Origin of the sequence: Paenibacillus sp. 1011MAR3C5, from assembly GCF_003591485.1 — a bacterium.
Taxonomy (GTDB): Bacteria; Bacillota; Bacilli; order Paenibacillales; family Paenibacillaceae; genus Pristimantibacillus.
Genome location: NZ_QZCF01000003.1, coordinates 891,922 through 912,147 on the forward strand (window position 1 = coordinate 891,922; position 20,226 = coordinate 912,147).

The following is a 20,226-nucleotide window of genomic DNA, read 5'->3' on the forward strand; positions in this document are numbered from 1 at the left end:
CTTTTACACAAAATTGTCCGGAATCTACTTGATGCAGGCCTGCAAACTTGCTATCATAACCATATCATATACAAAGATTGAAGAGGTGGGATGGGAGAATGGCTAGAGCTTATAACTTTAATGCAGGTCCGGCAGCGATTCCGCTGGAAGTTCTGCAGCAAGCGCAAGAGCAATTTGTCGATTACCACGGTGCCGGTATGTCCATCATGGAGATGTCTCACAGAAGTCCGCTCTATGAAGGCGTGAATAATGAAGCACAGACATTAATGCGTGAATTGTTCGGAATTCCGGATAATTACAAAGTATTGTATCTTCAAGGCGGAGCCAGCACGCAATTCGCGATGCTGCCGATGAATTTCCTTCGTCCAGGACATCCGGCTGCGTACGTTCAGACTGGCGCTTGGGCTGACAAAGCGATCAAAGAAGCCAAGCTGATCGGTGACACGGTCATCGCCGCTTCTACAGCATCCGACAGCTTTATGCGTGTGCCGACATTGTCGGAAATTGAAATTCCGGCTGGCGCGTCCTACTTGCACCTGACATCGAATGAAACAATCGGCGGCACGCAGTTCCATGAGTTCCCGTCGACTGGCGACGTGCCGCTAATCGCAGACATGTCCAGCGATATCTTGAGCCGTCCGATCGACATCAGCCAGTTCGGTGTCATCTATGCCGGCGCTCAGAAAAACCTGGGACCGTCGGGTGTGACAGTCGTCATTATCCGCGATGATCTGATCAAGGAAGGCTCGAAGTCGATTCCTGCGATGTTCCGGTATGAGACACATGCGAAGGCGGATTCGCTCTATAACACGCCACCTTCCTTCTCTGTATATATGGTAACGCTCGTATTGAAGTGGATTAAAGAAAGAGGCGGCGTCGCGCAGATCGAGCAATACAACCGCGACAAGACGAAGCTGATCTACGATGCGATTGATCAAAGCGGCGGGTTCTATCGTGGCTGTGCTCAGCCGCAAAGCCGTTCCCTGATGAACATCACGTTCCGTCTGGGAAGCGAGGACCTGGAGAAGCAGTTCATCAAGGAATCTGAGCAGAATGGCTTTGTTGGCTTGAAGGGCCATCGCGATGTTGGCGGCCTGCGTGCTTCTACGTACAATGCGGTTCCGATGGAGAGCTGTCAGGCGCTGGCACAGTTTATGGCTGATTTCCAAAAACGCAACGGATAGTTTATGATAAACAAACCGCCCTTCCCTCGCCGCAGGCGATAGGAAGGGCGGTCTTTTGTCATTGAAATGCACCAGTAATCGCTAGGCTAGCGAAGATTCGCTGGCCGTGCTGGGACCATGCATCTTGTATCCGACGTTGCGGACGGTCATAATGTATTCCGGTGAACGGGCGTTCTTCTCCAGCTTGTCGCGAAGATGGCTGATATGAACATCGACGATTCTTGTGTCCCCAAGGAAGTGGTAGTCCCAAACGCCATGCAGCAGCTGCTGACGGCTGAGCACCTTGCCCTTGTGTCTGGACAGGAACAGCAGAAGCTCGAATTCCTTTGGCGTCAGATCAATAAGCTTACCGTCCAAAAAGACTTCACGCTGATCGACGTGAACGGCCAGTCTGCCAATCGAGATCATAGTCTCGTCGGATGATCCGGGCAGCGTCTGCAGTCGGCGGAATATAGCGCCGATACGTGAGATCAGCTCCTGCGGACTGAACGGCTTGGTCATATAATCGTCGGCTCCGTTATCGAGTCCAGTAATTTTGTCGGTCACGTCCTGCAGTGCGGTCAGCATGATGATCGGCACGCCGTTGTTCTGCTTCCTTAATTCCCGGCACACCTGAATTCCATCCATCTTGGGCAGCATAAGGTCGAGAACGATCAGATCAGGGCGGAACGGCTTCAGCATATCGAATACGGCTTCGCCGTCGCTCACGCATCGTACTTCGTAACCCGCGAGCTTTAAATTGAATTCGATCAACATGGAGATGGAAGGTTCGTCATCCACAACCAGTATCTTTTTTCGCATCAATTTATCTCCTTTGCCTCCTAGTATAAGGTATAGTATGAGGGGAGACGTTTTGCACTAGATTAACCGTACGTAAAGTGAATGTAAAATTATAGCGTTCTTAAAGGTGGGAATAGACAGCAATGGCATTTCATATCGTGCTTGTCGAGCCGGAAATTCCGGCCAATACAGGCAATATTTCGAGAACATGCGCAGCTACAGGCACACATCTGCATCTGGTTCGCCCACTGGGCTTCGATACGGATGACAGGACGCTGAAGAGAGCGGGTCTGGACTATTGGCATTCCGTTAACATTCATTATCATGACAGCTTCCAGGAAGTGAGGGAGCTTTTCCCGGATGCCCGTTTCTTCTTCGCAAGCACCAGAGCCACCAAGGTTTATTCGGAATTCGACTATCGGGACGGCGATTTCTTCGTATTCGGCAAGGAGACTAAAGGACTACCTCAGGAGCTGATTGAGGCGAATCTGGACACGTGTATCCGCATGCCGATGACGGATAATGTCCGTTCGCTCAACCTTTCTAACTCTGCGGCAATTGTCGTTTACGAGGCTTTTAGGCAAACGGGATTTCAAGGACTTAGATAATTGCCTGAATTTTAGAAATTAATTTTTTCGGAAGGAAAACATCAGGGTATGTCGAACTAGTAATATTGCAAAGGTTTCTCAAGCTACTTACAAAATAGACACAAAAGAGGTGAATATGATGAAACCAGCAGGCGTTGTTAGAAAGGTAGACCAGCTTGGACGTATTGTTCTTCCGAAATCGTTGCGCAAACGCTATTTGATGAACGAGGGGGATCCCGTTGAAATATTCGTTCAAGGCGATCACATCATTCTGGAGCGTTACCGTCCGAAATGCGTATTCTGCGGTTCCATGAACGAAGTTCGCGAGTTCAAGGAGCGCTTTGTGTGCGGAGAATGTATGGGGGAAATGGGATATTTGAAGCGCTAGTCGTTGCAGCGGGCCGAACGCTGCAGGCGATTCTGCCGCTGAATGACGAAATGAAGCTTCCTGCCTTAAGCGATTGCTTAGGGTGGAAGCTTCATTTGTTTCTAAATGGCGCAAAGTATCGAGTGATACGGGTGCGTGCTGCTTACAGACCTTTGGTTTTATCGTCGTTGTAAGAGCTGGTCAGAATGGCGGTAATGAACAGGATAAACACGGTCATCACGATCAAAAAGTTCATGTTTTCGACACCTCCAATTAGCTAGCTTTATTATAACCAACATGTTTCAAAAAGAAAACTTTAAATGTTGTGAACACATTGTTAACATAGAGGATATGAGTAGTAGAAGATGGACTTCGGCGTGAAGCTCCGTAAGTAAGCTACAACCATAGAAAACGTATGGAGGGACGAGAGATATGGAATACCGTTTTTCATCCAGAGTGTCGCAGCTGAAGTCATCGGCTGTTCGTGACATTCTAAAGCTGACGCAAGGAAATGATATGATCTCGTTCGCAGGCGGCTTGCCAGCCGAGGAGCTATTCCCGGTACAGGCTGTGCGCGAAGCGGCCGGACGAGTGCTCGATCAAGGAACCGGTGCGCTGCAGTACGGGCTGACAGAGGGATATCTTCCTCTTAGAGAGCAATTATGCGAGAGAATGGCTGCTAAAGGCATGGTTGTGACCCCGGAGGAGATGATTCTCACTACTGGTTCACAGCAAGCGATCGACTTGCTCGTAGGCGTGTTGACCGAGCCGGGCGACACGATTCTGGTTGAACGGCCAACATATTTGGCCTGCTTGCAGGTATTCGCCCTTCATGGCCTTAATATTGTATCGGCAGAGAGCGACGAGTTCGGCATGGTGCCGGAATCGGCCGAAGAACTTATTCGCAAGCATAAGCCGAAGCTGTTGTATGCCGTTCCAACCTTCAGTAATCCGACAGGCCGCGTCTGGAGCGAGGAGCGCCGCAAGCGAGTGCTGGAGCTGACAAGACAATACGATATGCTGATTATTGAAGATGATCCATACGGGGATATTAAATTTAATGACGAGGAGCATTCGTCCTTGTTCGCGCTGGCCGGCAGCGCTCAAGACAATCCAGTATTGTATACAAGTACGTTCTCCAAGACGGTAGCGCCGGCACTGCGTACCGGGTGGGCGATCGGCGACAGCCGGGTCATCCGGATGGTCGAGAAGGCGAAACAAGCTGCGGATCTTCAGTCAAGCACGATGGATCAGCAAATCTTGAGTCAGCTCTTGAGCGGCTTCGATTTGGATGCTCATATTGCACGGATCTCCAAGGAATATGGCGCCAGGATGAACGAGATGGACGCTCTGCTAAGACGTGAAGCTTTGCCTGGCCTTAATTGGGTTACCCCTCAAGGCGGCATGTTCCTGTGGGTTGAACTGCCGGAGGGGCTCGATGCGGAAGCGCTGCTTCGATGCGCCGTGCAGAAAGGCGTTGCCTTCGTGCCGGGAAGCTCCTTCTATGCGGATCATCCGGACCGTAATACAGCCCGCCTGAACTATACGCATAACAAAGGCGAGCGCACGGTACAAGGCGTGGCTCGCCTGGTTGAAGCAATCGGGGAGTTTACAGTTCGCAGCTAGCAATCCAGTCCGCGATAACTTCCCTGTATAGATAAAGCGCCTCGACGCCCTGCGGAAGCAGGGCGTATTTGCCGCGTTCGACACGCTGGAACCAACCGTAATAATTGCTCCGCAGCATTTCACCGCTTTTGCCGATACCGGTTGCTGCAACTAGCTCGCGAGGAGCAGAGGGGCCCTTTTTATGCAGGACATAAGCGCATTTGAGCGCCTTCTCGCGATAGGCGGTCACGAGCTTCCTGCCGGTGCTCCCGCCGACATTGTAGTCGCCGCTGCGCTCTCTGAATTCTGTCAGCAGCCTGCTGCGCTTGCGATGGCGTGCTCCTCTTACGGGCGGCTCGCCAGGCTCGCATAATACGTCGATGACGGGCGCTTTTGTTTTGTAGAACGTAACGGTCATAAGCCCGAGACCCAGCATCCGGCACAGCTCCGTCAGATCGCCGAAGCGCTGATTGTGGGCGCCGCTCTTCTTGCGATTCCGTTCTACGGCAAGCACGACATCCCCATTAAGCCGAAGACGTTCGATCCCTTGCAGCAGCAAGGCGAGATTGAACGTTTTTTTCATCTCTACAATAATCGTCTCGTCCCGCTCAGGATGTACGGCAACAAGATCGCAGTGCATCACTTCTGCCTTCACGTTATAGCCCCTCTGCTCATAGAAGCGTTTGATCGGGCCATACATTTCTTCTTCCAATCGAACAGCCAACCCTCATTCTCCTCTCCATGGACGCGGCTTAGCTCTGGTTCACCTATTATACCAAAGGACATAGGGCGCTTGTCGATATTTGCGGGAAGGCAGGATAAAATAGTGGTCAATTTCCGCTTGGAATAAGCATAGGTATGTAATACTTCAAAAAAATGATGGCCTTAAGGTTAGCGCATGGTATGAATCCCGAGCGGAGAGGAAATAGCGTATTAGCGGAAGCGATGGGAGGAGGCACGGCATGGACATTTTCAAGCGAATATCGGAATATCAGGCAGAAGGCGAAAAATTGGCATGGACAGGAAACTTCAAGGAATATATCGAGCTGCTAAGGAAGGATCCCACTCCGGCCATGACCGCACATGCACGCGTGTATGAGATGATCGAATCCTACGGTGTCGAAGAAGCTGGCGGGCGGAAAACGTATAAGTTTTTCGAACAGGAAATATTCGGCCTGGACCGGGCTGTGGAGAAGCTGGTGGAGGAATACTTCCACTCAGCCGCACGGAGGCTGGATGTCCGTAAGCGGATTCTACTGCTAATGGGGCCGGTCAGCGGGGGCAAGTCGACGATTGTCACGATGCTGAAGAAAGGACTCGAGCGATTCTCCCGTACGCAGAAAGGCGCCGTTTATTCGATTAAAGGCTGTCCGATGCATGAGGACCCTCTCCATCTCATTCCCCATGAATTAAGGCCGGAGATTGAGAAAGAGTTGAACGTCAGAATTGAAGGCAATTTGTGCCCTTCCTGCCAGATGAGATTGAATACGGAATACGATGGACAGATTGAGAGCGTGCTGGTGGAGCGCGTCTTTATCTCCGAGGATAATCGGGTAGGCATCGGGACGTTCAGTCCTTCCGACCCGAAGTCGCAGGATATCGCCGACTTGACCGGAAGCATCGATTTCTCGACCATTACCGAATTTGGCTCGGAGTCGGATCCGCGCGCATATCGATTCGATGGAGAGCTGAACAAGGCGAATCGGGGCTTGATGGAATTCCAGGAGATGCTGAAATGCGATGAGAAGTTCCTGTGGAATCTGCTGTCGCTGACGCAAGAGGGCAACTTCAAGGCGGGCCGCTTCGCGCTAATTAGCGCCGACGAGCTGATTGTTGCCCATACGAACGAATCTGAATATAAATCGTTTATTGCCAACAAGAAAAACGAAGCGCTGCAATCCCGGATGATCGTCATGCCGATTCCGTATAATTTGAAGGTGTCGGAGGAAGAAAAAATTTATACAAAGCTAATCTCTCAGAGTGACATGCGCCATATCCATATTGCGCCTCATGCGCTCAGAGCGGCGGCGATCTTCTCCATTCTGACGCGACTCAAGGAAACGAAGAAGCAAGGAATGGATCTCGTCAAGAAGATGCGCATGTATGATGGGCAGGAAGTGGAAGGCTTCAAGGATGCCGATCTGAAGGAGATGCAGAACGAATATATGGAAGAAGGCATGTCCGGTATCGATCCTCGTTATGTCATTAACCGGATATCAAGTGCGCTGATCAAGCAGGATATGCAATGCATTAATGCGCTGGATGTGCTCCGCGCGCTCAAGGATGGACTCGATCAGCATCCGTCCATTACAAAGGAGGAGCGCGAGCGGTATTTGAATTTCATTTCCATTGCGCGCAAGGAATATGACGGGCTTGCGAAGAAAGAGATCCAAAAGGCGTTTGTCTATTCCTTCGAAGAGTCGGCGCGTACACTGTTCGAGAATTATCTGGATAATATTGAAGCCTACTGCAACTGGGCCAAAATCAAAGATCCGCTTACGGGAGAAGAGATGGACCCGGACGAAAGGCTGATGCGCTCTATCGAAGAGCAAATCGGTGTGTCGGAAAATGCGAAAAAGGCATTCCGTGAGGAAATTCTGATTCGGATTTCTTCCTACTCGCGTAAGGGCAAAAAGTTCGACTTCACAAGCCACGAGCGTCTGAGAGAAGCAGTGGAGAAAAAGCTCTTCACCGATCTCAAGGATATCGTGAAAATTACGACCTCAACGAAGACGCCGGATGAGAGCCAGCTCAAACGGATCAACGAAGTGACAAAACGGCTTATTGACGAGCATTTGTATTGCCCGGTATGTGCAAATGAATTGCTTAGATACGTCGGCAGCTTGCTCAATCGCTAATGATGGAAGAACCTTTGTCCGGCGACAAGGGTTCTTCTTATTTCCATTATATCCACTCCCTGTGCGTTGACGGACTTGTAGGGGAACGATTATAGTTTTCTTATCACTTACATACCTGCAGGGGTATAATGATTAAACTTGTCCATTTTGTAGTAATGTATCCAGGGAGTGTTCATCCTTAACGGAAAAGGGGCGCGTAGATGAAGGAAATGATGCCGTATGAAGTAGAGCAGCTGTTGAAGCATAAGCCGGTAATTGTAGATGTCCGGGAGCTGTCGGAGTGGATGACAAACGGACATATTCCGGGAGCGATTCATATTCCGCTTGGGCAGCTTGAGGAGAGAGCCGCGGAACTTGACCGAACGGTAGACGTCATCGTGGTGTGCAGAAGCGGCAGCAGAAGCGAAACGGCCTGCGAATGGCTTCGGGCTTCCGGTTATCGGGCCTATAATATGAAGGGCGGCATGTCTTCCTGGTACTGGGACAAGGCTTATGGGTAAACAAGCGTGATTCTATCGATAGATTTCGAAAAAAGATTATGGGAAATTGCGGAATAGTCGATATATAATAGATACTAGACATTCAACTATAACCGCTAAGGAGTCGTGCGCATTGATTAACGTAACTGCAGAACGTCGGAAGCAACTGGATTATACGGGAATTGGGGAGCAGGACTTGCAATTGCTTAACGATTGCAGGCCGATATTCCAGCAGGTCGTGGAAGAGGTTGTCACTCGCTTCTATGATAAGATCGGACAGCAGCCGGAATTACTGGCACTAATCTCGAAAGTGAGCACGGTAGAGAGACTGAAAGAAACGCAACGCGTATACTGGATGTCGCTCACCGATGGTGTCCTCGATTCCGACTTTATTGATAATCGCATCAGAATCGGAGCCGTCCATTCCAGAATCGGATTAACGACGGACTGGTATCTGGGATCGTATATGACTTATCTGGATATCGCGACGGATGTGCTGAAGCGTACTGTTCCAGAACGCTGGCAGCAGGTCGTGCATGCGCTCTCCAAGATGTTCAATCTGGATTCGCAGTTTGTTTTGGAAGCGTATAACATGCATGAGCAGCATCGGATTCAGGAGCTGGCGGATTCCCGTTCGCACATGCTGACGACTGTAACCAGCGCTGTACAGGAATTGGCCAGCTTAATGGTTGAGCTGGATGAAGGGGCGCAGATGATTGCGGCTACGGCCATCTCGACCTCGCAATCGCAGGATAAGACACATACGCTGCTGGGAGAATTGCGCTCCGAGCTGGACGGCATTCATGAGATGGGAAGCCTCATTCGCGGGTTATCCGATCAGACGCATCTGCTTGGCTTGAATGCTGCGATCGAAGCGGCCAGAGCAGGCGAGAACGGCAGAGGCTTCGAGGTTGTGGCGAATGAGGTCCGGAAGCTGGCTGCCTCATCGCGTGGTGCTATGGAGGGCATCACGTCCAAGCTGGAAGAAATCGAGAAAAAGCTGAGCGAAGTGCGCCAAGAATCGGAGCAGACTTCGGCGGAAGCGCGCAATCAGGCCGGACGTTCGCAGGAGCTCGCATCCTTCGTTCAGATGGTAGAGAAAGTAACCAAAGATTTGCAGCAGCTGAATCAATCGGATGACGAATAAGTGGGAGAAGAAGCGCTCTAAGGAGTGCTTCTTTTTTGTTCGATTGATGTACCTTCGCGCTTTCGCCTAGATAGAGGCGGCATTGGATGTATGCCCAGATGGAGGAATGAGTGTAGAGATATGTATATTTAAGTGACCTTCGTACATGTTAAGAGCATACACGGAGGTGCTTGAAGATGAGAATGCATATCAGAACTTCGCTATCGATTGTCATTTTAACAGGTGCGCTTGTTATGACCGGCGGCTGCGGGAACGAGCCTGATGATTATACGAACCGCGACCGGCAGATCAGGCAAAATGCCATTAAGCCGCTGAACCGGATTTCATCCGATGGCAATGCTAGGCCGGATGACCAAACAAGACGTCCGGTTGGTGAGGCGAATGCCAATCCAAACCGAATCAATCATGATCAGCTTGCCCATATAGCAGAGAGTGTGCCAGGGGTCAAAAGCGCAATCGCTGTGATGAATGAAACGGATGTGCTAGTTGGTCTTGAGACGGAGAATGTCGACAACAGAAAAATAATCGAGAAGCGAGTGATGTCCGCATTGACCTGGCAATACCCCGAGTACCGCTACCATATTACGGCCAGCGATGAACTGCGCGAGCGCATCAAATCGGTGAGCACGAGACAGAAAAAAGGTTACCGGGCTTATATGATGAATCAAGATATCGGCATATTGGCCGATGCCATCGATGTATCGTCCATTCGCCCCTAGTTAGCCGGTTAGGAGTAGAGAAGCCTTCAAGGCCTCGCGAGATCGCGATTTCTTGAAGGCTTCTGCTTGTGACAGAGGGATTAAGCGCGGTCGCGGTCGCGGCTTCTCATGCCCGCAAGTCCGAGCAGACCGAGCAGGCCGAGCCAACCCCAGCTAAAGCCACGGTTGGCAGTGGTTGTGTTCGCCGTCGCTCTGTAGTTATTGCGATTCATGTTCGCGTTATTGCGATTGTAAGTGTTGTTGGTGTTGTTAGTGTTGTAGGCATTGTTGTCACGAACGCCAAGTGCACGGTTTACACCATTCTCCACACCTGTGACGGTACGGTTTACGCCGTTTTCTACCCCAGTCATTGCACGGTTCATGCCATTTTCCATGCCATTCATGGCGCGGTTTACGTTATTCCCTACATTGGTAGTGGCACGGTTCAGGTTATTCGTCACGGTGTTGCCATTCGGGTAAGCTGTAGGTGTGGGGGCTACCGACATCGTACCGTTCTGTTCGACCATGCTGGCGCGGTTAGCGTCGGCGGGAGGAACGGTGAAGATCATGGTGAAGCATGCGAACATAATGGCGAATAATCCTGCTTTTTTCATTAGCTGTGAACATCCCTTTCTATGATGAATTAGCTTTCCGGCTTATGATCGTCCGTAATGGACTTTCATATGCAAGCCTTTGGCTAGATCAGGGATGGTAAGTAACGGGGATACGCCTTAGATGAACTTTCTGCTCGTCTTTTTCCCGTCACAGCTAAATACTAATTTCTTATCCTCGACGATTGTTTCTAGATGTACATTTTTTCCCCAGAGCTGAACGACGTAAGGCAGCGTCCGTTCTACATACTTTAAGTCAAGCTCTGTTCCTTCATAATGATGTGTCAGATATAATTCTCCTACGCGGTTGAAGTCGCCATCCTTTACAAACAAGCTGGGGAATCCTCCGTTCACCTTAGAGTATACGAGTTGATCCCGAATGTTCTCCCATGACTTATCGGTAATTTTCCACTCGGGCCCTTTCTTCTCGAAGATATACAGATCCAAATCGTCGACCAGCTCTTTGGTTAAATAATTGCGCAGGAAGGAAATATCGGAATCGAATTCCCTCACCTCGAATATTTTCTCGCGCCCTTTGCCTGGCACTCGCCCGAACCGCGCCTGTTCTTCCTTTGTCGGTTTGTCCCAGCGGCGTTCGATGTCCTCGAAGATTTTAAGTCCCAAGTAATAAGGATTCAAGCTATGCCGTGAAGGCACAACAACCGATGAATTCAGCTTGGCGAACTCAATTGTTTCTTCGCTGGTCAAATCCATTTCGCGGATAATTCGCTGATGCCAATAGGAAGCCCAGCCTTCATTCATTATTTTGGTCTCGATCTGCGGCCAGAAGTACAGCATCTCGTCGCGGAGCATCGTTAAGATATCCCGCTGCCAATCCTCCAGTATCGTCGAATATTCTTCAATAAACCATATCAGGTCCTTCTCCGGCTTAGGCGGGAAGCGCTTAGCTTCAGCTGCAATCTCCTCAGCTCTGGACTTGGCCGCCGCGACAGCTTCCGTATCCAGATTCCACAAATCCTCGTAAGCGCCTGGCTGGGATTGTCCGGCGTTCCGCGCTTGCTCTTTCTGACTCATTTCGATGTATCGTTTCTTGTCCAGCTGATAGGGTTTAATTAAGGTGGGGTCTACATGCTCTTGAATAGCGAGGATGGCGTCGATAAACTTCTCAACAGCCTCAGAGCCGTATTGCAGCTCATATTGGTGTATCCGGTCGGCTGTGGCCGACATGCTCTCCACCATGTTGCGGTTCGAAACGCCAAAACGGGCATTGTTCTTGAAGAAGTCGCAGTGAGCCAGGACGTGAGCGACAATCAGTTTGTTCTGAATGAGGGAATTGCCTTCCAGCAAAAAAGCATAGCAAGGGTTGGAGTTGATAACGAGCTCGTAAATTTTGCTAAGCCCAAAATCATATTGCATCTTCATCTTATTGAACGTTTTCCCAAAGCTCCAATGACTGAAGCGGGTAGGCATGCCGTACGCGCCGAACGTATAAATGATGTCCGCAGGGCAGATCTCGTATCGCATCTGGTAGAAATCCAGGCCGAAGCCTTGCGCGATTTCCGTTATCTCATCGATGGCTCGCTCCAGCTCGCGAATCTCATCCTGATTCATCTCTCATCCCTCCAGGTGGGTGTATAAAACACGGTTCATACCATATGTATGAACCGAGAGGGGCGGTTATGAGGACGATGGACAATAATTCGCTTGCACGAGCAAGCATGGGTTAGTCGTTTTTGTCGCTGTTTTTCATATCGTACATGGAATGATCGGCATCGGTGATGAGTTCGCGCAGCGTCGAGCCGCCGCCTTGCTTGGAGCTCATGCCGACACTGGCATAGATGTAGACGAGTTGGCCGCCTATTAAGTATGGCTGCTTGAGCGAGAGCTTGATTTTGTCTGCGATAATGGATAGATCGCCATCACATGCGAGATGCTGGAAGCAGATCAGAAACTCATCGCCGCCATAGCGAATCAGCACATCGGAACGGCGGACGCTTGCACGGAGTCTTGACGCAATTTCTTGCAGCAGGAAATCGCCTGTATCATGTCCGTAGCGGTCATTCACTTCCTTGAAATCGTCGATATCGATAAAGAGGACGGTATACAGTTTGTCCGATCCGTTGTTGCACAGATGAGTAAGGTACCTGCGGTTATACAATCCCGTCAAGCTGTCCGTTAAGCTGGCGCTCTCCAGTTCAATCATATAACCAAGAAGCGAGGACATGGATTGCAGCGATTCCCGCTCGGCTTCCGACAACTCGATCGGAGACTTGTCCAGCAAGCAGATGGAGCCGATCAATGAGGCGGATTCTGCTTTGTAGATCGAGACTGAGACCATGGAGCAGTCGCTAATAAAGGGTGTACATGAAGGTGCCGTCATTCGACTGTCGTCAATAACGCTCGGAATGTGATGGAATTCGATGGTTTGATGTGGCAGCGAGTTCGGCAGGATCGGCATGGCCGCTCCGTATGGCACAAGCTGTTCATTGCGGTTATATACGCCAATAATGCGATTGGACAAGGTTCCGTCATTCGCAGTCACGCAGATCGTGTTGACCTTGGAGATATGCTTCAACGTATGAATGATCCCTGCTGCTGCATCTTCGATTGAGCGGACGTGGCTGCTCATAATCTCAACTCCTGCCTTGTAGTGAGGGCGATAGTCCTTGATTTCAGTAGCTTATCTAGTACTATAGTAGTCTAAACGATGGACGTCCTCAACCATTTTAGGAGTAAAGTAGGAATTTATCCCTATAATATGGAATTAGTATCCCTCCACCCGACATACGGGATAGATTCATGCCATTTTTGGCCGGAAGGCTTTATAATACATGTATAAGGAAACTAAATGGGACATCATGGGATGGTGCCGGAGAGGAAGCTTGGCAATGAAAACGGTTTTTTCTTATTTGAAACGATACCGAGCGGCGGCGATTGTTGCGCTGACGCTTATGCTGACTGAACTGCTGGTTGAGCTGTTCCAGCCTTATATTATGGCGAAAATGATTGATGAAGGCATTCAGATGCGCGATACGGAAGTGATCTTCCTGTGGGGCGGCATTCTGCTGCTCTGTTCCATCGTGGCGTTTGGGGTCGGGATATTAAGCTCCTTCTATGCCGCTCATGTCAGCCAGAGCTTTGGTTATGACCTGAGGGAGAAGCTGTATGAGAAGATCCAGTCCTTTTCCTTTGCCAACTATAATAGCTTTCCCGAATCTTCCTTAATTACAAGGCTGACCAATGACATCATTCAATTGCAAAATACGGTATTTATGGGGCTTCGCATTATGCTGCGGGCTCCGCTCTTTATTGTAGGAAGCGTCATTATGGCGTTTGTCGTCAATTGGAAGCTGGCATTATGGTTTGCAGGAGCCATTCCATTCTTGACCGTCTTTCTTTATCTCGTTATGAAGAGGGGCGAGAAGCTGTTCCGATCCGTCCAGCAGAAGCTCGACCGGGTGAATGCGATCATGCAGCAAAACCTGATCGGCATGCGGCTGATTCGCGTCTTCGTGCGCATGAAGCATGAGCGGGGCAGATTCGACAAGTCCAGCGGAGAATTGATGGACCGGACTGTCGCAGCGCTTCGGCTGACGGAGATGACGATGCCGATCATCCTTCTAGTGATGAACGCAGGCATTATTGCGGTGCTCTGGTTCGGAAGGGTGCAGCTGGAAGCGGGCAGTGCGACCGTCGGCGAAATTGTGGCCATTGTCAATTATGCGACGCGTACGGTTGGCGTCTTTTCCTTAATCTCGATGATTGTTGTGAATTTCTCTAAGGCCAAAGCTTCTTCCGAACGGATTGAAGAGGTGCTGGTGACGAATGCCACACTGGCAGATGGAGACGCGGCCCCTTCCAGATCGGGGATAAAGGGAGGTATTTCGTTCCAGAATGTTACCTTCCGCTATCCAGACACGGAGGAGCCGATCCTGAGCGGTATTTCTTTCCGGGCGGCACCTGGCGAGACGCTGGCTATTATGGGAGCCACGGGCTCTGGCAAGACGACGCTGCTTCAGCTTATACCCCGATTCTATGATACGGCCGAAGGCGCCGTAAGCATTGACGGGCAAGACCATGTAGGGATGAAGATGGAGAACCTGCGCAGATCAATAGGCTATGTGCCGCAAGACATTGTATTGTTCTCGGGGACTGTAGCGGACAATATCCGCGTCGGCAAGGATGACGCATCGATGGATGAGATCATGGAAGCGGCCAAGCTGGCTCAAATTCATGAGACAATAATGCGATTTCCCAGACAGTACGACACGGTCATTGGCCAGATGGGCGTAAATTTGTCCGGCGGGCAGAAGCAAAGACTGACCATTGCCAGGGCTCTTGTGCGGAAGCCTGCTATTCTGTTGCTGGACGACTGTACCAGCGCGCTGGATGTCCGGACGGAGGCGGCTTTGCTGGAAGCGCTCAAGGCGATGAACTGTACGACGCTCCTTGTGACGCAGAAGGTAAGCTCGACTGCGAATGCGGACCGGATTCTGCTGCTTGACGACGGCAGGCTTCTAGCAAGCGGTACCCACGAGCAGATGAAGCGCGAATCCGCGCTCTATATGAAGATCTGCCAATCACAATCCGGAAAGGCGGGTGCAGCGCATGCTTGAACCGTTAAAAGAGCCGTTCCGTTATGCCCCTCCGAAAGCGCTGCGCGAAGAAACAGCCGCGGGCGTTACAGGTAAAAAGCCAGCTAAGGCAAAGGATGCTTCGGGAACGCTGCAGCGGCTATGGCGCTATCTGGCATTTCATCGCATGAGGCTGGCGGCTGTATTCGTGATGATCGTGTTCAGCACGATATTGTCATTGCTTGGACCTTATTTGGCAGGAACGGCAATTGATAGATTTATAGAGATGCAAAATACGGGCTTTATCCCTTTTCTAATCGGTATGGCAGTGGTCTATGGACTGCATGCATGGTCGATGTGGCTGCAAAATATATGGATGATCGGAATAGCGCAGGAGACAGTTCGCGGGATGCGCCGGGATTTGTTCGCTCATCTGCACAAGCTGCCTATTCCGTTCTTCGCGAGGCGCCAGCATGGGGAGCTCATGAGCCGTGTCACAAATGATATCGAAAATGTCAGCTCGTCGTTGAACAGCTCCTTTATCCAGCTCGTATCGAGTATCCTGCTGCTGGTCGGCATAGTAGGCGTTATGCTGTCGCTCAGCCCGCTGCTCACTCTGCTTACCTTCATGGTCATTCCGCTTATGGTATTCGGCATGAAATGGATTACGAGCCGTACGAGCCGCTTGTTCAAAGAACAGCAGCGCAATATAGGCGATCTTAACGGATTTGTAGAGGAGACATTGTCCGGTCAGCGGATTATTAAAGCCTTCTCCCGCGAAGCTGTTGTGATCGAGGATTTTAATGAGCGCAATAAACGAATACATTTGTCGGGTTTCTGGGCGCAGGCGATCTCTGGTTTCATTCCGAAGCTAATGAACGGATTAAATAACTTAAGCTTCGCGTCAATCGTCGGCGTAGGTGCGCTTCTCGTCATTGGGGGGCATGGTGTTACGGTAGGCACGATATTGATATTCGCAGAGTTTTCGCGTCAGTTCACAAGGCCACTGAACGATCTGGCGAATCAGTGGAATACGCTATTATCCGCTATGGCGGGGGCCGAACGCGTCTTTCAAATTATGGACGAATCCGTAGAAGCGGCGGATGAGCAAGAGGCGGCTGAACTGGATATGATGAAGGGACAGGTGGAATTTCGCAATGTTTCTTTTGCGTATCAGGAAGGACATCCGATATTGCGACAGGTCAGCTTCGATGCGGAGCCTGGAGAAACCGTCGCATTCGTAGGTCCGACTGGAGCGGGAAAATCAACGATTATCGGCCTGCTGTGCCGATTTTATGAGCCATCAGCCGGCTCGATTCGGATTGATGGGCATCCTGCAAGCGGCATTCGGCGCGACAGCTTGCGCTCTCACATGGCTTTTGTCCTGCAAGACCCGTTCTTGTTCGAGGGTACGATTCGGGACAATATTCGTTACGGCAAGCTTGAAGCCACAGATGAAGAAGTAGAAGAAGCCGCGAAGCTGGCCAATGCTCATTCCTTTATTATGCGGCTGAGAGGCGGATACGGGGCAAAGCTTAAGCCGGACGGCGGCGGAATCAGCCAAGGTCAGAAGCAGCTTATTGCTATAGCGCGAGCCATTCTGGCCGATCCGGCCATTCTGGTACTTGATGAAGCGACAAGCAGTATCGATACAGTCACAGAAATTAAAATCCAGGAGGCTCTCCACCGGCTAATGAAGGGGAGAACCAGCTTCGTCATTGCCCACAGGCTTAATACGATTCAGAGTGCGGACAGAATTATTGTTCTGCAGGACGGGGAGGTAACTGAGAGCGGCACGCATGACGACCTGCTGCTTCGGGATGGCTTCTACAGCAAACTGGTGAATGGACAGGTGGTGCTGACGTAAGTCCAGTTTTGAATTGCAAATGAAACGTTTTTTATATTGTGCAGTATATAGGGGTAACACAAGCTTCAAGGAGGCTATAATATGGAACGATCAGATAATGATGGACAGGCTCATGAGCAACGTGAAAGTCATGAGAATCTGGAGTCATCATCCGCCGGGCAAGCGGAGTCAGAGCAATTGCAAGAGACGGATATCCAGAAGTGGGCAGGTAAAATCGGAGACTATAACCAGCAAGAGAAGTATGTGCAGGAAGGCTTTTGGGGCAAAGTGAAGCGTTATGCATCCAAGGTTCCTTTCGCAAGGGAGGTCGTGACGCTCTATTATTGTGCGGCTGATCCTGCGACTCCGATGAAGGCGAAAGCAACGGCTATTGGCGCATTAGCTTATTGGATTCTGCCAATTGATCTGATCCCGGATTTTGTTCCAGTTGCGGGTTTCGCGGATGATGCGACAGCTGTCCTGCTTGCTTACAAAGCGCTTAGCAGCCAAATTACGGACGAGCATCGGGAGAAAGCAGAACAGTTTTTTGCGATTAACCGCGATTTCAAAGTTATCACCCGCCCATAGCCGGAGGTGGATCCCGGAAGTCGATATTCCTGCATTTGCCGCTAGTTTCGCTGGCTTGCCATCTGGCGATATTGGTTCTCCCGCTCGTTTATTTCCCAAAAAATGACGTTGCGAGCGCAGCCGAGTCGAGAGAGCTGGCGTCGTATTTTCCAGTCGATATGGAAGAGCATTGGGCCTATTATGAGTTGGATGACTTTGTGAATGCGGATTTGCTGAAGGGGTATAAGAGCGGACACGGCGAGTAAGTACTGAAGCCCGATCATCCTATTACACGCGCCGAGTTCGTCGCGCTGCTTGTTCGCGCACTTGGATTGACGAGCGATCAGAAAGGCTTGAAGTTTGATGATGTTGCCGGGAGCGTATGGTATTATGAGCCTGTTCGGATCGCAAGCTCTCTGGGAATTGTAACCGGCAAAAGCGAGAATCGATTTGACCCGAAGCAAATGATCTCCAGAGCCGATATTGCCGTCATGGTGGTACGGGCTTTCAAAGAGACGGTTGAAATGCCGGCCCGGATAGACGCTAGTAAAATGCCATTTGCCGATGTTTCCAATCATTATGCCCGACTGCCGATCGGACAAGCCAGTACGGTCGGTATCGTGAATGGGAAGAAGGTTCGGGAATTCAAGCCTAACGATAACGCGAAGAGAGCGGAAGCCGTCGTGATGCTTTCTCGCGCCTTAAGCTTGCAAATCCACTTTAATACCGTGCACGACGTGATGTTCTCCTTCATTCAAGATGCGGACAAAGCGGAATACAAGACGCTGGGCGACGGAGCGTACGATCAGCTTGAGAATGTTTTGGAGTCCTATGTTACAGGCTATTACTTGGCGGCGCTTCGCCAATATGCGGATGATGTGAATGCGCTGGCTGCTCAAGGCGTCAATATCGTCATGGAAGAAGCAAGTTCGAGAACGCTCACTATGCTTGCTTCATCGGACCGTTTTGTTGCGGTTCAGTCTATGGAGGGCAGCGGCAGACGATCGAAACGATATCGAATGACGGCATTTATTTGCTCAAAAAAATGCAGGACGGCAAATGGAAGATATACGCGTATTATCCGACCGAGGATATATAAGTCCTGCTTTATGAAGGGCCGTGAGCCAGCAGTGCGATCTGCTGGCTCACGGCCCTTGTTGTTTCTTTGGCACACTGTTAAAACAAGCTCCAGTCCATTTCCTTCGAAAGTGTCTCAAGCAGATGGACACCGGCGATGCTGTTGCCCTTTGGATTCAGGGACGGGCCAATGACGCCGATTCCATATCGGCCAGGCACCATCGTCAAAATTCCGCCGGCCACGCCGCTCTTTGCGGGGAGGCCGACTTCAATGGCGAATTCGCCTGAAGCGTTGTACATGCCGCATGTAACCATAAACGTTTTGGCGATTTGTACATATCGGCGGGGAACCAGATGAACACCCGATATGGGGTCGGTGCCGTTATAGGCAATCACCAGGGCCATTCGCGCCAAGTCCGCGCATGTGACCCCTATGGAGCAATGGCGGAAGTAGACATCCAGCACATCGTCCACTTTGCCCTTCAGAACACCATTGTCTTTCAAGAAATAGGCCATCGAACGATTCAAATCCGCCGACTCAGCTTCCGAGCGATAGACGGCCATATCATAGGTAAGCGAGTCGTTCCGTGCCAGCTTGCGAAAAAATTGAAGGGTTCGCTCGGACTTTTCTTCTGAGCTGCCTCCGGCAATCAAGGAAGAGATCGCAATTGCTCCCGCGTTGATCAAAGGGTTGAATGGGATTCCTGGCTGTACAAGCTCAAGCTTAAGCATGGAGTTGAAGTTGTCGCCCGTCGGTTCCATCCCAACTTTATCGAACACGACATCTTCGCCGTTGTCCATTAGCGCAAGAAGCAGGGTGAATACCTTCGATATGCTCTGCATGGTGAAGGATAAGCCGCAGTCGCCTGCAGTGACGGAATGGCCATCCTGATTGATGATATGAATGCCCAGCGCTTCCTGCGGTGCCTTGGACAATTCAGGTATGTAAGAAGCGACCTTTCCTTCCTGGCAACGCTCTTGACTGGACGACAGCCAAATAGGCAGCTGCCTCTCCAGCATTTCAAGCTCCGATTCATGGCTATGTGTCTGTGACACCGACTTCACTCCTTAGTACGCTTTTTCAGAAAATTATAATGGATATAAGATAACAGGTACAACATCGTTGTATGGAGCGGCACGGCATGTTTTACGAAACGGAGCAAATCTTGCTGCCGATAGAACAGAAAGAGTATATATGTTGTTCCGATGTGAATGACAGGAGGTGCATCGAGCTTTGTCTTATAGTAGGAACCCGCAATGATGATTCATATCATCATAAAAGTGAGAAGGGGGTAAAGTTTTTTTATAAAAGTGCTTGACCTATTGAATCGGGATATGGTATATTCTAATTCCGGCCGAGAAATACGGCGGGCGTCAACGAAAAGCGAATAACGATTTTGAAAAAAAAGCTTGCACGATGACGAGATATATGATAGGATAACAAACGTTGTCACTGAAATGAATTGATCTTTGAAAACTGAACAACGAGCGAAAATGCCCTGTTAATTCTAAGGAATTAATAGAAAAGCAACAAACGTTATTGAGCAAGTCAAACACTTTTATGGAGAGTTTGATCCTGGCTCAGGACGAACGCTGGCGGCGTGCCTAATACATGCAAGTCGAGCGGACCTCACGTTTCTTCGGAAACGTAAGGTTAGCGGCGGACGGGTGAGTAACACGTAGGTAACCTGCCTGTAAGACTGGGATAACATTCGGAAACGGATGCTAATACCGGATACGCGAATTGGTCGCATGGCCGATTCGGGAAAGACGGAGCAATCTGTCACTTACAGATGGACCTGCGGCGCATTAGCTAGTTGGTGAGGTAATGGCTCACCAAGGCGACGATGCGTAGCCGACCTGAGAGGGTGATCGGCCACACTGG

General features: G+C 50.3%; 19 protein-coding genes and 1 rRNA gene. 14 read left to right on the forward strand and 6 right to left on the reverse strand.

All coding sequences use genetic code 11. The features are described 5' to 3' along the window. Window positions 1–98: 98 nt before the first annotated feature. Entirely contained in the window at window positions 99–1,184 is a 1,086-nt protein-coding gene (gene serC, locus D3P07_RS13720; protein WP_119800759.1) for a 3-phosphoserine/phosphohydroxythreonine transaminase, read from the forward strand. Window positions 1,185–1,265: 81 nt separating this feature from the next. On the opposite strand, the gene D3P07_RS13725 is transcribed toward serC, so the two are convergent. Next, window positions 1,266–1,985: a response regulator transcription factor gene (locus D3P07_RS13725; RefSeq protein WP_119800760.1), complete on the reverse strand. Its 720-nt coding sequence runs from the start codon at window positions 1,983–1,985 to the stop codon at window positions 1,266–1,268. Window positions 1,986–2,107: 122 nt separating this feature from the next. On the opposite strand from D3P07_RS13725, the gene trmL reads away from it, so the two are divergent. The 3 genes from trmL (at window position 2,108) to D3P07_RS13740 (ending at window position 4,544) form a co-directional block, all read left to right on the forward strand. Next, window positions 2,108–2,572 (forward strand): tRNA (uridine(34)/cytosine(34)/5-carboxymethylaminomethyluridine(34)-2'-O)-methyltransferase TrmL, encoded by a 465-nt coding sequence (gene trmL / locus D3P07_RS13730; RefSeq protein ID WP_119800761.1) that lies wholly within the window; start codon window positions 2,108–2,110, stop codon window positions 2,570–2,572. A gap of 118 nt (window positions 2,573–2,690) precedes the next feature. Continuing rightward, complete coding sequence (locus D3P07_RS13735; RefSeq protein WP_182914316.1) at window positions 2,691–2,939, forward strand: AbrB/MazE/SpoVT family DNA-binding domain-containing protein; 249 nt, start codon at window positions 2,691–2,693, stop codon at window positions 2,937–2,939. 411 nt (window positions 2,940–3,350) lie between these two features. Beyond that, window positions 3,351–4,544, forward strand: coding sequence for an aminotransferase-like domain-containing protein (locus D3P07_RS13740; protein WP_119800763.1), 1,194 nt, complete (start codon window positions 3,351–3,353; stop codon window positions 4,542–4,544). Here D3P07_RS13740 and D3P07_RS13745 read toward each other — a convergent pair. Then, complete coding sequence (locus D3P07_RS13745; protein ID WP_119800764.1) at window positions 4,528–5,247, reverse strand: DUF2161 family putative PD-(D/E)XK-type phosphodiesterase; 720 nt, start codon at window positions 5,245–5,247, stop codon at window positions 4,528–4,530. The genes D3P07_RS13740 and D3P07_RS13745 overlap by 17 nt on opposite strands. A 238-nt stretch (window positions 5,248–5,485) precedes the next feature. Here D3P07_RS13745 and D3P07_RS13750 point away from each other — a divergent pair, with 238 nt between their 5' ends. The 4 genes from D3P07_RS13750 (at window position 5,486) to D3P07_RS13765 (ending at window position 9,726) form a co-directional block, all read left to right on the forward strand. After that, window positions 5,486–7,381, forward strand: coding sequence for a PrkA family serine protein kinase (locus tag D3P07_RS13750; RefSeq protein ID WP_119800765.1), 1,896 nt, complete (start codon window positions 5,486–5,488; stop codon window positions 7,379–7,381). 200 nt (window positions 7,382–7,581) lie between these two features. Further along, entirely contained in the window at window positions 7,582–7,881 is a 300-nt protein-coding gene (locus D3P07_RS13755; protein ID WP_119800766.1) for a rhodanese-like domain-containing protein, read from the forward strand. A 112-nt stretch (window positions 7,882–7,993) separates the two neighbouring features. Continuing rightward, window positions 7,994–9,007, forward strand: coding sequence for a globin-coupled sensor protein (locus D3P07_RS13760; RefSeq protein WP_119800767.1), 1,014 nt, complete (start codon window positions 7,994–7,996; stop codon window positions 9,005–9,007). Between the two features lie 176 nt (window positions 9,008–9,183). Beyond that, a complete protein-coding gene (locus D3P07_RS13765) occupies window positions 9,184–9,726 on the forward strand; it encodes a YhcN/YlaJ family sporulation lipoprotein (protein WP_119800768.1) in 543 nt (180 codons plus the stop codon). 80 nt (window positions 9,727–9,806) lie between these two features. On the opposite strand, the gene D3P07_RS13770 is transcribed toward D3P07_RS13765, so the two are convergent. The 3 genes from D3P07_RS13770 to D3P07_RS13780 all read right to left on the reverse strand — a co-directional run bounded on the left by D3P07_RS13770 (window position 9,807) and on the right by D3P07_RS13780 (window position 12,906). Next, window positions 9,807–10,319, reverse strand: a complete 513-nt coding sequence (locus D3P07_RS13770) for a WGxxGxxG-CTERM domain-containing protein (protein WP_119800769.1) — start codon at window positions 10,317–10,319, stop codon at window positions 9,807–9,809. A gap of 117 nt (window positions 10,320–10,436) precedes the next feature. Continuing rightward, window positions 10,437–11,888: a SpoVR family protein gene (locus D3P07_RS13775; RefSeq protein ID WP_119800770.1), complete on the reverse strand. Its 1,452-nt coding sequence runs from the start codon at window positions 11,886–11,888 to the stop codon at window positions 10,437–10,439. Window positions 11,889–12,000: 112 nt separating this feature from the next. Beyond that, window positions 12,001–12,906: a GGDEF domain-containing protein gene (locus D3P07_RS13780; protein ID WP_119800771.1), complete on the reverse strand. Its 906-nt coding sequence runs from the start codon at window positions 12,904–12,906 to the stop codon at window positions 12,001–12,003. Window positions 12,907–13,165: 259 nt separating this feature from the next. On the opposite strand from D3P07_RS13780, the gene D3P07_RS13785 reads away from it, so the two are divergent. The 5 genes from D3P07_RS13785 (at window position 13,166) to D3P07_RS13805 (ending at window position 18,535) form a co-directional block, all read left to right on the forward strand. Next, entirely contained in the window at window positions 13,166–14,893 is a 1,728-nt protein-coding gene (locus tag D3P07_RS13785; RefSeq protein WP_119800772.1) for an ABC transporter ATP-binding protein, read from the forward strand. Continuing rightward, window positions 14,886–16,718, forward strand: a complete 1,833-nt coding sequence (locus D3P07_RS13790) for an ABC transporter ATP-binding protein (protein ID WP_119800773.1) — start codon at window positions 14,886–14,888, stop codon at window positions 16,716–16,718. Before D3P07_RS13785 ends, D3P07_RS13790 begins: the two co-directional genes overlap by 8 nt. 81 nt (window positions 16,719–16,799) lie before the next feature. Next, window positions 16,800–17,285, forward strand: coding sequence for a YkvA family protein (locus D3P07_RS13795; protein WP_119800774.1), 486 nt, complete (start codon window positions 16,800–16,802; stop codon window positions 17,283–17,285). A 35-nt stretch (window positions 17,286–17,320) separates the two neighbouring features. Beyond that, window positions 17,321–17,530 (forward strand): hypothetical protein, encoded by a 210-nt coding sequence (locus tag D3P07_RS13800; protein ID WP_119800775.1) that lies wholly within the window; start codon window positions 17,321–17,323, stop codon window positions 17,528–17,530. 87 nt (window positions 17,531–17,617) lie between these two features. Next, window positions 17,618–18,535: an S-layer homology domain-containing protein gene (locus tag D3P07_RS13805; RefSeq protein WP_147384515.1), complete on the forward strand. Its 918-nt coding sequence runs from the start codon at window positions 17,618–17,620 to the stop codon at window positions 18,533–18,535. Here the strand turns inward: D3P07_RS13805 and glsA are convergent. Continuing rightward, window positions 18,441–19,361 carry a glutaminase A gene (glsA, locus tag D3P07_RS13810; protein ID WP_119800833.1) on the reverse strand — a complete coding sequence of 307 codons (921 nt, stop codon included), beginning with the start codon at window positions 19,359–19,361 and terminating at the stop codon, window positions 18,441–18,443. The genes D3P07_RS13805 and glsA overlap by 95 nt on opposite strands. Before the next feature lie 538 nt (window positions 19,362–19,899). Here glsA and D3P07_RS13815 point away from each other — a divergent pair. Beyond that, window positions 19,900–20,226 (forward strand): 16S ribosomal RNA (locus D3P07_RS13815); the annotation flags it as partial.

What these genes read in the sequence shown, in the direction of transcription:
- D3P07_RS13795 (WP_119800774.1), top strand. Translation starts at nt 16,800, where the DNA reads ATGGAACGATCAGATAATGATGGACAGGCTCATGAGCAACGTGAAAGT.
- D3P07_RS13740 (WP_119800763.1), top strand. Translation starts at nt 3,351, where the DNA reads ATGGAATACCGTTTTTCATCCAGAGTGTCGCAGCTGAAGTCATCGGCT.
- D3P07_RS13735 (WP_182914316.1), top strand. Translation starts at nt 2,691, where the DNA reads ATGAAACCAGCAGGCGTTGTTAGAAAGGTAGACCAGCTTGGACGTATT.
- D3P07_RS13755 (WP_119800766.1), top strand. Translation starts at nt 7,582, where the DNA reads ATGAAGGAAATGATGCCGTATGAAGTAGAGCAGCTGTTGAAGCATAAG.
- glsA (WP_119800833.1), bottom strand. Translation starts at nt 19,361, where the DNA reads ATGCTGGAGAGGCAGCTGCCTATTTGGCTGTCGTCCAGTCAAGAGCGT.
- D3P07_RS13750 (WP_119800765.1), top strand. Translation starts at nt 5,486, where the DNA reads ATGGACATTTTCAAGCGAATATCGGAATATCAGGCAGAAGGCGAAAAA.
- D3P07_RS13780 (WP_119800771.1), bottom strand. Translation starts at nt 12,906, where the DNA reads ATGAGCAGCCACGTCCGCTCAATCGAAGATGCAGCAGCAGGGATCATT.
- D3P07_RS13765 (WP_119800768.1), top strand. Translation starts at nt 9,184, where the DNA reads ATGAGAATGCATATCAGAACTTCGCTATCGATTGTCATTTTAACAGGT.
- D3P07_RS13725 (WP_119800760.1), bottom strand. Translation starts at nt 1,985, where the DNA reads ATGCGAAAAAAGATACTGGTTGTGGATGACGAACCTTCCATCTCCATG.
- D3P07_RS13785 (WP_119800772.1), top strand. Translation starts at nt 13,166, where the DNA reads ATGAAAACGGTTTTTTCTTATTTGAAACGATACCGAGCGGCGGCGATT.
- serC (WP_119800759.1), top strand. Translation starts at nt 99, where the DNA reads ATGGCTAGAGCTTATAACTTTAATGCAGGTCCGGCAGCGATTCCGCTG.
- D3P07_RS13775 (WP_119800770.1), bottom strand. Translation starts at nt 11,888, where the DNA reads ATGAATCAGGATGAGATTCGCGAGCTGGAGCGAGCCATCGATGAGATA.
- D3P07_RS13770 (WP_119800769.1), bottom strand. Translation starts at nt 10,319, where the DNA reads ATGAAAAAAGCAGGATTATTCGCCATTATGTTCGCATGCTTCACCATG.
- D3P07_RS13790 (WP_119800773.1), top strand. Translation starts at nt 14,886, where the DNA reads ATGCTTGAACCGTTAAAAGAGCCGTTCCGTTATGCCCCTCCGAAAGCG.
- trmL (WP_119800761.1), top strand. Translation starts at nt 2,108, where the DNA reads ATGGCATTTCATATCGTGCTTGTCGAGCCGGAAATTCCGGCCAATACA.